The sequence below is a fragment of the Neglectibacter timonensis genome (assembly GCF_900048895.1).
Lineage (GTDB): Bacteria > Bacillota > Clostridia > Oscillospirales > Acutalibacteraceae > Acutalibacter > Acutalibacter timonensis.
The window spans coordinates 127,279-139,997 of sequence record NZ_LT160637.1 but is presented as its reverse complement, the minus strand read 5'-3'; the positions used below and the strand labels follow the sequence as shown (position 1 = coordinate 139,997).

The 12,719-nt window shown below is 54.3% G+C and carries 13 protein-coding genes; all 13 read left to right on the top strand.

Annotated features, from left to right (window positions below; genetic code table 11):
- Nucleotides 1-164: 164 nt before the first annotated feature.
- The 13 genes from hemW (at nucleotide 165) to BN3911_RS03235 (ending at nucleotide 12,709) form a co-directional block, all read left to right on the top strand.
- Nucleotides 165-1,265, top strand: coding sequence for a radical SAM family heme chaperone HemW (hemW, locus tag BN3911_RS03290; RefSeq protein WP_066861292.1), 1,101 nt, complete (start codon nucleotides 165-167; stop codon nucleotides 1,263-1,265).
- Nucleotides 1,266-1,578: 313 nt separating this feature from the next.
- On the top strand, nucleotides 1,579-2,007 hold the full coding sequence (rplM, locus tag BN3911_RS03285; RefSeq protein WP_066861289.1) for a 50S ribosomal protein L13: 429 nt from the start codon (nucleotides 1,579-1,581) through the stop codon (nucleotides 2,005-2,007).
- A gap of 16 nt (nucleotides 2,008-2,023) precedes the next feature.
- Complete coding sequence (gene rpsI, locus BN3911_RS03280; protein WP_066861286.1) at nucleotides 2,024-2,425, top strand: 30S ribosomal protein S9; 402 nt, start codon at nucleotides 2,024-2,026, stop codon at nucleotides 2,423-2,425.
- A gap of 442 nt (nucleotides 2,426-2,867) precedes the next feature.
- The gene (locus BN3911_RS17350; protein ID WP_008817055.1) at nucleotides 2,868-3,032 is read left to right on the top strand and encodes a hypothetical protein; all 165 of its coding nucleotides are present in this window, start codon (nucleotides 2,868-2,870) and stop codon (nucleotides 3,030-3,032) included.
- A 148-nt stretch (nucleotides 3,033-3,180) separates the two neighbouring features.
- Nucleotides 3,181-4,029 (top strand): ParA family protein, encoded by an 849-nt coding sequence (locus BN3911_RS03275; RefSeq protein ID WP_008817054.1) that lies wholly within the window; start codon nucleotides 3,181-3,183, stop codon nucleotides 4,027-4,029.
- Nucleotides 3,983-4,945, top strand: a complete 963-nt coding sequence (locus BN3911_RS03270; RefSeq protein WP_022299208.1) for a ParB/RepB/Spo0J family partition protein — start codon at nucleotides 3,983-3,985, stop codon at nucleotides 4,943-4,945. The genes BN3911_RS03275 and BN3911_RS03270 overlap by 47 nt, the downstream gene beginning before the upstream one ends.
- 307 nt (nucleotides 4,946-5,252) lie before the next feature.
- On the top strand, nucleotides 5,253-9,482 hold the full coding sequence (locus BN3911_RS03265; protein WP_008817052.1) for a SpaA isopeptide-forming pilin-related protein: 4,230 nt from the start codon (nucleotides 5,253-5,255) through the stop codon (nucleotides 9,480-9,482).
- Between the two features lie 201 nt (nucleotides 9,483-9,683).
- Nucleotides 9,684-9,923 (top strand): hypothetical protein, encoded by a 240-nt coding sequence (locus BN3911_RS03260; protein WP_008817051.1) that lies wholly within the window; start codon nucleotides 9,684-9,686, stop codon nucleotides 9,921-9,923.
- On the top strand, nucleotides 9,920-10,162 hold the full coding sequence (locus BN3911_RS03255; RefSeq protein ID WP_008817050.1) for a hypothetical protein: 243 nt from the start codon (nucleotides 9,920-9,922) through the stop codon (nucleotides 10,160-10,162). The genes BN3911_RS03260 and BN3911_RS03255 overlap by 4 nt, the downstream gene beginning before the upstream one ends.
- A complete protein-coding gene (locus BN3911_RS03250; RefSeq protein WP_008817049.1) occupies nucleotides 10,159-10,782 on the top strand; it encodes a hypothetical protein in 624 nt (207 codons plus the stop codon). Before BN3911_RS03255 ends, BN3911_RS03250 begins: the two co-directional genes overlap by 4 nt.
- Nucleotides 10,779-11,435, top strand: a complete 657-nt coding sequence (locus BN3911_RS03245) for a DUF7007 domain-containing protein (RefSeq protein ID WP_008817048.1) — start codon at nucleotides 10,779-10,781, stop codon at nucleotides 11,433-11,435. The genes BN3911_RS03250 and BN3911_RS03245 overlap by 4 nt, the downstream gene beginning before the upstream one ends.
- Complete coding sequence (locus tag BN3911_RS03240) at nucleotides 11,432-12,391, top strand: hypothetical protein (protein WP_008817047.1); 960 nt, start codon at nucleotides 11,432-11,434, stop codon at nucleotides 12,389-12,391. The genes BN3911_RS03245 and BN3911_RS03240 overlap by 4 nt, the downstream gene beginning before the upstream one ends.
- 9 nt (nucleotides 12,392-12,400) lie before the next feature.
- Entirely contained in the window at nucleotides 12,401-12,709 is a 309-nt protein-coding gene (locus tag BN3911_RS03235; protein WP_008817046.1) for a hypothetical protein, read from the top strand.
- Nucleotides 12,710-12,719: the final 10 nt, after the last annotated feature.

Genomic DNA, 12,719 nt, shown 5'->3' with positions numbered 1-12,719 from the left:
TCACGCGTTCCGAAAGAGGCTTCCGGTTAATATGGGCCGGAAGCAGGTGCGGGTTTCAGGGAGCGGGCGGCCGGAAACACCAGGCTGCCCCGCGGAAAAAAAGTCTGGAATGCTTTCCTCAGGGAAGTATTCTGTGTACCTTTCTTCAGAAAGGTATGGGAGGAATGCTTATGATGGGACTCTATTTTCATGTTCCGTTCTGCGACGGGAAATGTCCTTATTGCGATTTCTATTCCCTGCGGGCTGAAGAAGAGCAGATGGACCGCTACCTGCGAAGAATGGAAGAACTGCTTTCGGACTCAGGAACCGGGGAACCGGTGGGAACGGTTTACTTCGGCGGCGGAACTCCAAACCTGTTGGGAGCTGATAGGCTTGCGGCCCTGCTAAACCAGGCGTCGCGAGCCTTTTCTGTTCAGCCCGGTGCGGAAATTACGGCGGAAGCAAACCCTACCCATGTGGACAGGGCCTTTTTTGAAGCCTTGGCGAAGGCCGGCTTCAACCGGCTGTCCATGGGCCTGCAGTCAGCCAACGAAGAGGAGCTCAGGCTGCTGGGCAGGAGGCATACCCCACAGGATGCGGCAGAGGCCGTAGAAGCGGCCCGGGCGGCAGGGTTCCGCAATATTTCCCTGGACCTGATGCTGGGCCTGCCCGGCGGCTCGGAGGATAAGCTGAGGCGCTCCATCGAGTTTGCCGCAGCCCTGGACGTAGAGCATATTTCCTCTTATCTCCTGAAGGTGGAGGAAGGGACCCCTTTTGCTGCCGGAGGGATTCAGGCGCTGGAGGAGGACGAGGCGGCTGATCAGTATTTGTTCTGCGTGGAGGAATTGGAAAAACACGGGTATCTGCAGTATGAAATCAGCAATTTTGCAAAGCCCGGAAGAGAGAGCCGTCATAATTTGGTTTATTGGCACGGGGAAGAATATCTGGGTTTTGGGCCGGGAGCCCATTCCTTTTACCGGGGAAAGCGTTTTTATTATCCCCGGTCCCTGGCAGCTTTTTTGAAAGGGGAGCAGCCCCTGCCGGATGGAGAAGGGGGCGGATTGGAGGAATTTGCCATGCTGAACCTGCGGCTGACAGAAGGCCTTCGAAAAAGCGACTGTGAGAAACGGTTCGGCGCTGCGGGCCGGGCCGCATTTGAAAAGATGGAGGAGCGGGCGGCGCTGTGCCCTGCAGGCCTTGTAAAGCTGGATGGGAAGCGGATTGCGTTTACGCCGGAGGGGTTCCTGGTTTCCAACGCACTGCTGCTGCGCCTGCTGGAAGAGTGAAGGCTGTCTCCCCTCTCGCTCCTTGCTTTTTCTGGTGCTTCTCCTTTTTTGTCCGCTGTAAAGCCGTCCCGTCTGCAGCAAAAAGTAAAAATGATGAGTGAGAAAACAAGAGATAATAGCAGGAAAATCAGAGAAATCAGGAGCAATCGAAAAGCGAATTAAAAAACAGGCAAAAAGTTGTTGACACCGCGGAAAACCTGTGCTATTATCATGTAGCGCTCAAAAAGGGGCGCAGGCGCTTTGCGCGCATTTATACTTTTTGTTGGTTATAAAATGGCAATAAATGAAGGAAAGATGTTGGAGGTAAAAAGCTATGTCCACTACGATGCCGAAGGCCGGTCAGGTTGACCGCAAATGGTATGTAATCGACGCTGCCGGCAAGCCCTTGGGCCGTGTGGCGGCGCAGGCCGCGGTACTGCTTCGCGGCAAGCATAAGCCCACCTTTGCTCCCCATGTTGACTGCGGTGACCATGTCATCATCATCAACTGCAAGGATGCCGTCCTCACCGGCGGCAAGGAGCAGAAAAAGTACTATTACCGTCATACCGGCTACATCGGCCACCTGAAGGCCGTGCGCTATGACACCCTGATGAAGACGAAGCCGGAGCTCGCCATGGAGCTTGCCGTTAAGGGCATGATCCCCTCGAACTCTATCGGCCGCGACGCCATGGGCAGACTTCGGGCCTATGCCGGAAGCGAGCACATGCACGCCGCCCAGAAACCCGCTGAGTGGAATATGTAAGAGGAGGACGTAAACTATGTACGAGACTGCACCCTATTTCTACGGAACGGGCAGAAGAAAGAGTTCTGTCGCCAGAGTCAGAATCTACCAGGGCACCGGCAAGGTCACCATCAACGACCGTGATATTGACGATTATTTCGGCCTGGATACCCTGAAGTATATCGTCCGTCAGCCTCTGACCCTGACAGGCACGGACGAGAAGTTTGATATTGTCTGCCGCGTGTCCGGCGGCGGTGTGACCGGCCAGGCCGGCGCTATCCGTCACGGCGTGGCAAGAGCCCTTCTCCAATATGATTCGGAGAACCTCCGTTCTACCCTGAAGAAGGCGGGCTTCCTGACCCGCGACCCGAGAATGAAGGAGAGAAAGAAGTACGGTCTCAAGGCAGCTCGTCGCGCGCCTCAGTTCTCTAAGAGATAACAGGCCCGACAAACCAATTCAAAAATGTTCAAAAAGCCCGGAACCATGCGGTTTTCCGGGCTTTTTCTATTCTCGAAACGCTGATTTTGTTTCTCTAATTTTGTTCGGATTTGAACGGTTTTGACCTCATTTTTCTTGATTAAAAATGGGGCAACAGGCATTTTTGACCCCGTTATGATTAAAAAATGGGGCAACTGGGAGCCGAAATCGGGCCGTTTTTGAGAGGGATTTTCTCCCCTGTGACAGCCAGCTTTTACGGTCTGTTATTCCTGGATTTTCTTTTGGAAGGTTTGGCCGGGTTTGTCAAGGTTTGACTAAACCGAATACAGTTTATTCTGTCTTTTACATAAGATTTTTTCTATGATTCAAGTTGCAAAGTATTCGCACATTTGTAAAAATGCTCCCCTTTCTATACAATGGAGGCACAAAGGAGGCGTGTCAAATGAAAAAGCGGAAACTTAAAATATATCTTACCCCCACAGAGAACCGCATTGTGATCCAGAGCCTTAACAACCTGCGCAACGCCATGCTGAAAGAAAACCGGGACACCGGCTGTATCGACGAACTTTTGCTCAAGGTAATGTGCGCCCCGGTGAAGAAAGTATAAAAACTACATATCCCCGTCCGAAAAGGGCCGTTTTATCTGCTGTTAGATAAGACGGCCTTTTTTCATGCCCGTCTTTCAGATTTCCCGCGTACATAGCCGTCCGTCTTGCCAACGGGCGGCTAAATCTATGGAAAAGGAGGACATGAAAATGCCGGAACAAAGAAGCCGCCCGAAGAATGGCCGTGTGATCGCATTAGCCAATCAGAAAGGCGGCACAGGCAAAACGACCACGACGGTCAACCTGGGCATTGGACTTGCACGTCTGGGGAAAAAGGTGCTGCTCATCGACGCAGACCCACAGGGCGACCTCACCACCTGCCTGGGCTGGCAAGATCAGGACAGCTTGCAGACCACCCTTGCCACCGTCATGGGAAAAATCATCCGTGATGAGCCATTCACCACGGATGAGGGCATTTTGCACCACAGCGAGGGCGTAGACCTTATGCCTGCCAACATCGAATTGTCGGAGCTGGAAGTCAGTCTGGTAAACGCCATGAGCCGGGAGGTCACTTTGCGCACCTATGTCAATGAGGCAAAGAAAAACTACGATGTGGTGTTGATCGACTGTATGCCGTCCCTGGGTATGATTACCATTAACGCTCTGGCAGCAGCGGACAGCGTGATTATCCCCGTCCAGGCCCACTATCTCCCCGCAAAGGGCATGACCCAGCTTATCAAAACCATAGGCAAGGTGAAGCGTCAGATCAACCCGGCCTTAAAGGTGGACGGAGTGCTGCTCACCCTGGTGGACGGACGCACCAATCTGGCCCGCCAGACGGCGGATACCCTGCGGCAGAGCTACGGGAGCGTTCTGAAAATCTATCGTTCCGAAATCCCCGTGGCAATCAAAGCCGCAGAAATCAGCGCCGCAGGCAAGAGTATTTACGCCTATGACAAAGGCAGCAAGGTGGCCCAGGCTTACGCAGAGTTTTCAAAGGAGGTGCTGGCAGATGGCGAAAAACAACGCGCTAAACTTCAATCTTCCCTCAGCCGATGACCTGTTCAGCACCGAAGAAAGCCGGGCGGAGGCGCGCCTGGAAAAAGTCATCAACCTCAATCCCTCGGAAATCAGCGATTTTCCTAATCATCCATTTAAGGTGCGGATGGACGCTGCCATGCAGGAAATGACGGAGAGCGTGAAGCAGTACGGCGTTTTGGTGCCAGCTTTAGTGCGGCCCAAACCGGACGGCGGTTATGAGATGGTGGCCGGACACCGCAGGAAAAAGGCGGCGGAGCTGGCAAACCTCACAGAAATCCCCTGTATCGTGCGGCAGCTCACCGACGATGAAGCCACGATCATTATGGTGGATTCCAACCTGCAAAGGGAACAAATCCTGCCCTCAGAAAAGGCGTTCGCCTACAAAATGAAGCTGGACGCGATGAAAAGGCAGGGACAGAGGACGGATTTAACTTTATCGCCAGTGGCGACAAAGTTAGATACAGCGGCGCAACTCGGACGACAAAGTGGTGAAAGTAGAGATCAAGTGTTTCGTTTTATCCGCCTCACCAATCTCATCCCGGAAATTCTGGAATTGGTGGACAATTCGGTGTTGAAAGACCCGGAAACGCTGCAAATCGCCCTGCGGCCTGCGGTGGAGCTGTCCTACCTGCGAAAAGAGGAACAGGCCGACTTGTTTGCAATCATGGACGAACTGGACTGTACCCCGTCCCACGCCCAGGCCATCAAAATGCGTCAGATGTCCGAAGCCAAGACAGGCGGGGAACGATTAGCCAAGGACGCGCTTGTTTCCATTATGAAGGAGGAAAAGCCCAATCAGAAAGAACAATTCAAAATCCCAAAGGAGCGGATCAACAAATATTTTGCGCCGGGGACGCCCGCGCAGAAGATTGAGGATACCATCATCAAGGCGCTGGAGCTGTATCGAAAACGCCAACGCAGTTTAGAGCGATAACCTTACTCACAAGGGAGAAGTGCGCCCATTTGCAGGAAAACGCCTGGCTTTGCAGGTTTCCCCTCTCCACACCTCACCCCTTCCAGACAACCTAAACAGCCTAAAAAAGAAGATATATCCAGAGCCTTAGATGATAGAAAGCCCTGGCAGGCTTCTTTTCAACAGACGTGTGGGGTTGTGTGGAAGGGCGGATAAGAGGCAGCGATTCGGGCGCGCCTCTCTTTTTTAGAACGTAAACGAATCCAGCCGTAAGCAGCACATCCAAAGCGATGTGCTTTTTTTGCGGCCATTTCAAGGAGGTAACAAGATGAAAACACTGAAAAAGCCTCTCTCCCTGCTCATGGCGCTGTTCATGTGCCTGGGTATGTTTGCGGGGACAGGTGTTACGGCGTTTGCCGCAGGAGAAACCATGACGACGTATATGGTGGATATTCCCCGTGCAAACGACCCCAATAAAGCAGGCTGGGGCCATCCGGCCCTCAACTTTCTGGGCGGATGGTCAACCAGCGCAGGCACCCACTTTTCCGTCCACACCCAGGACGCATACAACGGGCGCGCTATCTACTGTATCGAGCCTGGAATCGGCGTCCATTCCGGCGACCAATATACGGGGCGCGGCGAGGATTTCTGGGATAACTACCCCTCAAGCCTCAATCCGACGATTCCACCCAACACCATCAAAGAGTATATCGGGCGCATTATGACCTATGGGTGGCAGGGCAACGCCAGCACCTCATGGATGAGCAGCAACCCCGATCATGCGAACCAGATGGCCGGATATATCGCCACCCAGCTTTTAGTCTGGGAAACCATCGTGGGCGAGCGTGACAGCCAGTTCAACCATGTGGACGCCAACGCCCAGGGGAAAAACAATGTAACGGAATATATCAGCGCGGAACATCCCCTGCGCAGCCAGATTTTCAGCCAGTATTCCGCGATTGAAAGCGCGGTGAAGCGCCATACCATGCTGCCCAGCTTTTTCAGCAGCACCGCCGACGCGGGAGCCTATGAGCTGAAATGGGATGGAGAAAAGTATTCTGCCACACTTACAGATACCAACGGTGTACTGGGGGACTATACCTTTAGCAGCAGCACCGCAGGGCTGAATTTCTCCGTAGACGGCAGCCAGCTCACCATCACATCCAGCCAGGCCCTCAAAGGCTCTGTAACCGTGAAAGCGGAAAAGATCAGCGCCCAGCGCAGCGGCGTGGTGGTTTGGACGGACGGCGTGACCGGGGGCGGCACCCAGGACTTTGCCACCTACGGCACGACGGTTTCCGACCAGATGGTAGGCTACCTTAATCTGGAAGTGAAAACCGGCAATATGAAGTTAATCAAAACTTCCGAGGACGGCAAGGTGGAGGGGATTTCCTTTACCATCACCGGCGAGGGATATAACGCCACCAAAACCACCAATGCCGCAGGTGAAATCGACATTACCGACCTCAATCCCGGCGTTTACACCGTAACCGAGCAGTCCATTGACAAATATGAACCCCAGGCCACCCAGCGCGTCACCATCGTCAGCGGCCAGACGGCTACCGTGACCTTTAACAATGTTCTCAAGCGTGGCAGTTTGGAAGTTACCAAAACCAGCGAGGACGGTTTGGCGGAGGGCATGACCTTCCACTTGTCCGGCACATCCCTCTCCGGCCTGCCGGTGGATGAGTACGCGGTGACGGATTCCACAGGAGTGGCAAGGTTTGAAAACGTGCTGATCGGCACGGGCTATGTGCTGGAGGAGGTGGATACCCCCATCCGCTATGTGGTGCCGGAGGCCCAGACAGCTACCATCGAATGGAATGAGGTCACGGATAAAACCGTGAACAATATCCTCAAAAAGTTCCGTGTCACCGTCACCAAGAGCGATGTGGAAACAGGAACGCCCCAGGGCGACGGCTCCCTTGCCGGAGCGACCTACGGGCTGTATAAGGGCGATACCCTCATCGACAGCTTTACGACCGACGAGAATGGTCAGTTCACCACCGGCTATTATGTCTGCGACTCCGACTGGACGATCCGTGAAATCAATCCCAGCGAGGGCTACCTTGTGGATTCCACCATCCACCATGTGGGCGCGGAGCCGGAGCTATACACCATTGAGCTGAATGATACCGCCAATGATGTGACAGAGCAGATCATCAAGGGGGATATTGCCATCATCAAACACACGGACGATGGCGAAACAGGAATTGAAACCCCGGAGGAAGGCGCAGAGTTCCAAATCTATCTGAAAGCTGCGGGCAGCTATGACGCGGCAAAGGACTCCGAGCGCGATGTTCTTGTTTGTGATGAGAATGGCTTTGCGCAGTCGAAAAAGCTGCCCTATGGAACGTATATCGTCCATCAGACCAAAGGCTGGGAGGGCCGGGAGCTGATGGATGATTTTGAGGTGTATATCTCCCAGGACGGGCAGACCTACCGCTATCTCATCAACAATGCAGCCTTTGAAAGCTATATAAAAGTAGTCAAGGTGGACGCGGAAACCGGCGTCACCATCCCCTATGCGGGCGCAGGCTTCCAGATTTACCGCCCGGATGGCAGCAAGGTGGAAATGACCTTCACCTATCCGACGCCCACCACGATTGATACCTTTTACACCAATGCCGAGGGCTATCTTGTCACCCCGGAAAAGCTGGAGTATGGCTCCGGCTATTCGCTGGTGGAGGTGCAGGCCCCCTATGGCTATGTGCTGGACAGCACCCCTGTGTATTTTGATGTGACCGAGGACAATTCTACCGAGGAGGGCGGCGTGACAGTCATCGAAGTCACCAAGTCCAACATGGCCCAGAAAGGCGTTATCAAGGTCAGCAAAACCGGCGAAGTATTCTCATCCGTGCAGGAAAACGAGGGCGTTTATCAGCCGGTGTACGAAGTGACCGGCCTGCCGGGCGCGGTGTTTGAGATCACAGCTTTGGAGGACGTCTACACGCCGGACGGCACCCTGCGCTATTCTGCGGGCGAAGTGGTGGACACCATCACCACCGGGGAGGACGGGACGGCCCAGAGCCAGCCTCTCTACCTGGGCAAATTCCAGGTGAAAGAAATCGAGTTCCCCCACGGCATGGCGGACACCGGCGAGAATATCACCGAGGTGGAGCTTGTGTATGCAGGCCAGGAAGTCGAAATCACCGAAACTTCTGCCAGCTTCTACAACCAGCGCCAGAAAGCCCTTGTGACGCTTGACAAGGTACTGGAGCAGGATGAAACCTTTGGTATTGGCATGAATGGCGAAATCACCGCTGTTACCTTTGGCCTCTATGCCCAGGAGGACATCACCGCAGCGGACGGCTCCATCATCCCGGCAGACGGGCTTCTGGAAATCGTTTCTGTGGATGAGAACGGCCAGGCCATGTGCAAGACCGACCTGCCTTTTGGCAGCTTCTATCTGAAGGAGCTGTCCACCGACAGCCATTACCTGCTGAATGGTGAAACCTTCCCGTTCAGCTTTGAATACGGCGGGCCTTCCCTGGCCGTGGTGGAGATTGCCGCCAACAATGGCGAGGCTGTTTCCAATGAGCTGATCCGCGGTGAAATCCGGGGCCTCAAAACCGATGAGAATGGCACGGGCCTTTCCAGGGCTGTGATCGGCCTCTTTCAGAGCGATGAAACCGAGTTTACCGCAGAAAACGCCCTTGCCACCGCCACCTCTGCGGAGGACGGCAGCTTCTCTTTCGCGGATGTGCCTTTTGGGGATTGGGTATTAAAAGAGCTGGAAAGCCCGGCAGGCTTCATTCTCTCTGATGAGGTCATCCCCGTCACTGTGGAGGAAGATGGGCAGGTAGTGGAAATCTCCCTTGCCAACGAGCGCATTTACGGCAACCTGCGGCTCACGAAAGTGGATAAGGACTACCCGGACAACAAGCTCACCGGGGCCGAGTTCGAGGTGTACCGCGATACCAATGGAAATAAGGAGCTGGACGAGGGCGACGAACTGCTGGGCAAGATGGAGGAAACCAGCACCGGCATTTATGAGATGGCCCATATCCTCTACGGCGGCGTGTTCGTAAAGGAAACCAAAGCGCCGGAGGGCTTCCTGCTGGATGAAAACGCCTACTATGTGGAGATCGCCGAACACGGCAAAATCTACGAGGTAGAGAACGAGGCCGGAAAAGGCTTTGTCAACGCGGCCCAGACCGGCTCCCTGCGGATTGAAAAGACATCCAGCGACGGCAAGGTGGAGGGCTTCTCCTTCCGCGTGACGGGCGCGAACGGTTACGACCAGACCTTCAAAACCGATAAAAACGGTGAAATCCACATCGAGGGCCTGCGCGTAGGCGATTACACCGTGTCCGAGGTGTCGGACGGGGCCAGCGCCAGCTATGTGCTGCCTGCGGATAAGACGGTGACAATCCTGGCGGATAAGACCACTGTGGCGCAAATGCACAATGAACTGCGCGACACACCGAAAACCGGCGATGACAGCAAGCCGTGGCTTTGGATGGCCCTCATGGGCGTGTCCGCTGCGGGCGCTGCCACGCTGGGTATTCTGGGATATGTGAACAAGAGAAAAAAGGGTAACAAATCCGCTGAATAAGGCGGTTTGAATTTGTGTCAGGAGGAAATCATCATGGAATTAAAAGCAATCATTGCCATCGGGCTTGTTCTTTTCATCATCGGCGGGCTGATCTTCCTTAAAATCAGAAGCCGGAAGAAATAGCAGAAGCCACAGGGGCGGCCATACGGGGCCGCCCCTCTTACATACCCAAAAAAGAACTGGAAAGGAGCTTGATGGCAGATGAAAGAACCATTTGAACAGCGGCTGTTCCGCATTTTCGCCCAGGCGGGCTATTCCCCGGTGCAGCTTCTCACCGTCACCCCGGAGGAGATGGTGGAGATCCCCGGCATTACCGTCCCCAACATCCGGGCGGTGCTGTGCGTCCAGAACAAGGTGCTGGCCGACCGCAACAAAATCCGCAGCGGCAGGCTGGTGGAGGAGCTTCTGAAAGAGGCGGGAGGGATGGAGGTGCGCCCATGAGCGAGCTGCATATATTGGACGTCCTGGCGGCCCGGCGCGGCTGCTACATTTCCGACCTCAATCTTGCACCGTTCCTGCGCCGGATGGCGCTGTCCGACCTACGCCGGATGGAGGAAAATGCCTATCCGTTCTCTCAATGGCAGGAGGCGGTGCGCTACCTCACAGGGGATGAACGGGATTTCGCCAGTGTAAAGGAAATCAAGGCGTTTATTTTGAGCGAAACGGAGGCAAAGAGATGAACGATGATTTACAGGAAAAACGCATGGCCGGTGATTATGAGATCATCCAAGGGCTGCATATAGGCGACCGGGAGATTGTTCTGGGGGAAAATCCACGGGATGAAACCGGCATGAAGTATATGTGCGCCTTTTGCCGTCAAAATGCTTTGTTTGCAGAATACAGCGAAGTGATGGCAAGTGATGATTTCCCAGAGATTGCAGAGCTGTTCGGCCGGCGGGTTGCCGAGCAAGCGCAGAAAACCCGCATAGAACTGAACAAGCCCCGCATACAGGGCATAAACGACCGCCTTATCACAGCGGAGAGCTGCACCCCTCTTTCCGGTGAGGATGATCTGCATGGAAAAATCGTGGTGGTAAAGCCGGATGTGCTGCGCCGGGAATACCGCAGGGCAACCCATCAACTCAAGCTCTGCACGGGCGGCTTTGGCGCTTCTCCCCACAGCCGGGGCACCGCCTGTTTTTGCATTGATCTCTATACCGGCAAAGAGAGCCGGTATGAGCGCATGGATGTGATGGGAACGATGGAGCCGGAAAACCTTCCCGGCTGGGCCAGGCATGGGCTTACTGCCATCCAGCAGGAACAGGCTCAAAAGAAAACCAATAAGGAGCGTGAACGATGATGGATTACAGAGAAAATGCAGGATATGTCATAACGGATTCCTGCCATGTGGGCGAAAGCGAGTTTGTATTGGGCGTCCATTTGACAGCGCCTCAGCAATTCGTTACCTGGAAATGCAAAGACCGGACGGATTACTACTGGGGCCACTATTTCAGCAGCCTGTTTGACGCGCAAAAGGATTTGGTAGCGCGGGCGCATGAGGAGGTTCAATATCTGGAGCAGCGCGGCATTGATCCCAACAAGATGGAGCTGGAACCCGCCGATTCCCCCTGGGGAGAAATCCAGACCTGCCACACCCTTTGCCCCGGCGCTTATTCCGTCAGCACCGCAGGCCATGGCGGGGTTATGGTCAGCCGGGAGCTTGCGGACAAGGTGCTTTGCAAGGAGGCCAAGACCTGCGGCTTTATGGAGCGCGGCTACCTTTGCTTTGAGGAGGACTGCGCCGCGCCGGTGGCTTTGCGGGAGCTGATGGACAGAGGGCTGTATCAAGCGCCTGTCAACGAGTATTTTGCCCCTGGGGAATACGAGGCTGTGATTAACGACAGCCTGCAAACCTTCCACCCGGAATACTGGCAGGCACGGGAAAAGATGAGGGCGGAAAAGGCGCGGACTCCCCACTCAAAAACTGCAAAACACAAGGAGCGTGAACGATGATGAAGTTTCAAATTACCAGCATGACCCCGGAGGAACGGCTGTACGCATACAGCCAGAGCAGTCAGATCGAGGGTCAAACGGGCTGTATCGGCTATCTGCGCGGGGATTTTGGCGCTGGGCAAGAGTTTTATACTTCCTGGTTCGACCGCCGAAAGGAATATAAGGACGGTGAGTTCAAGGCGGAGTTTGACGAAGTGGTCAACGCCTTGCGGGAAAAGGATGGGCTGCTTTGTAGCCGGGCCAGCATGAACAGGTTCTGCTGTCAACATCCAGAGGCTGAATTTGAGGGGAACTACTGCACCGAGTATGGTTTTAAGGTGCAAACGTCCCAGCACACCTATATGCTGCGGTGTAATCTCAACTATGGAGATTATAACTTTTACCTCTACGCCTACGTTGCCCGGTTTTTAGAACACCACATAGAGAAGGCCCAAGAAGGCATTCGATTTATGGCTTCCAGCGGCAGGGAGCTGTTCCGTATTCCAGACGGCGACCACATCCGTATTCAGCGTTCCGATGGCAGTCATGTTGACCGAAGCTGCCGGTATATTGACGAGTGCCATATGGAGATTGGCGGTGGATGGGATAACCTCTGTCATGTCTATCAATTCGCTGAGATGATGGAACGAAACGGCAGCACCGTCATTCCCCTACGCTCCTCTCTGCCTGCACAATGCTTCAGCGTACTTCCTTCATCCGGGGAACTGATTCTCCTAACCAGGGGTGAAAATGGATACAGCCCCTGCTATGATTTTTCAACCCCCGACGCCAGACAGAATCGGGAGTTCGCGGATGACTGCAATGTGAAAAACGGTGTCACCAAAGCGCAGGAGGCCGCCATGCTGGCCGGCTCCATGTTCGGATGGCAGACCCCTGCCGCAGACCCCAAAAACTACGATGAGCAGGGTCAACCAGTCAAATCCCGACAGCGCAAAGCTGCGTCATTGGAAAGGTAGGTGAGAAAAATGGCAAATCTGCCGCCCGTAAAACTGGAAACACACACCACATGGTTTAATCTTCTGCTTACGCTTCTGCGTGAACACGCCCAAAACAATCCGTATGAGGAATACCGCCAGATGGCACAACGGCTGTTCTCCAAATGTATGGCCTACGGAACGCCTTTTACAGATGGATATGGAGCGTCCTGCGTGGATCTGCGGCTGTACCCCAGCGAAGCCGGAGAAACCATCTGGCTGCTTCTGCTTACCCTTTGCAGGCAGTATGACCCGGATCGAGATTACAGCGCGGAGCTGAAAAACACAGAAAAAGAATAACAAAAAAGGA

Bases quoted from the DNA above. Each gene is read 5' to 3' on its own strand.
- BN3911_RS03240 (WP_008817047.1), top strand. From the start codon at position 11,432: ATGATGAAGTTTCAAATTACCAGCATGACCCCGGAGGAACGGCTGTAC.
- BN3911_RS03250 (WP_008817049.1), top strand. From the start codon at position 10,159: ATGAACGATGATTTACAGGAAAAACGCATGGCCGGTGATTATGAGATC.
- BN3911_RS03245 (WP_008817048.1), top strand. From the start codon at position 10,779: ATGATGGATTACAGAGAAAATGCAGGATATGTCATAACGGATTCCTGC.
- BN3911_RS03260 (WP_008817051.1), top strand. From the start codon at position 9,684: ATGAAAGAACCATTTGAACAGCGGCTGTTCCGCATTTTCGCCCAGGCG.
- BN3911_RS03275 (WP_008817054.1), top strand. From the start codon at position 3,181: ATGCCGGAACAAAGAAGCCGCCCGAAGAATGGCCGTGTGATCGCATTA.
- BN3911_RS17350 (WP_008817055.1), top strand. From the start codon at position 2,868: ATGAAAAAGCGGAAACTTAAAATATATCTTACCCCCACAGAGAACCGC.
- rplM (WP_066861289.1), top strand. From the start codon at position 1,579: ATGTCCACTACGATGCCGAAGGCCGGTCAGGTTGACCGCAAATGGTAT.
- BN3911_RS03255 (WP_008817050.1), top strand. From the start codon at position 9,920: ATGAGCGAGCTGCATATATTGGACGTCCTGGCGGCCCGGCGCGGCTGC.
- BN3911_RS03270 (WP_022299208.1), top strand. From the start codon at position 3,983: ATGGCGAAAAACAACGCGCTAAACTTCAATCTTCCCTCAGCCGATGAC.
- BN3911_RS03235 (WP_008817046.1), top strand. From the start codon at position 12,401: ATGGCAAATCTGCCGCCCGTAAAACTGGAAACACACACCACATGGTTT.
- rpsI (WP_066861286.1), top strand. From the start codon at position 2,024: ATGTACGAGACTGCACCCTATTTCTACGGAACGGGCAGAAGAAAGAGT.
- hemW (WP_066861292.1), top strand. From the start codon at position 165: ATGCTTATGATGGGACTCTATTTTCATGTTCCGTTCTGCGACGGGAAA.
- BN3911_RS03265 (WP_008817052.1), top strand. From the start codon at position 5,253: ATGAAAACACTGAAAAAGCCTCTCTCCCTGCTCATGGCGCTGTTCATG.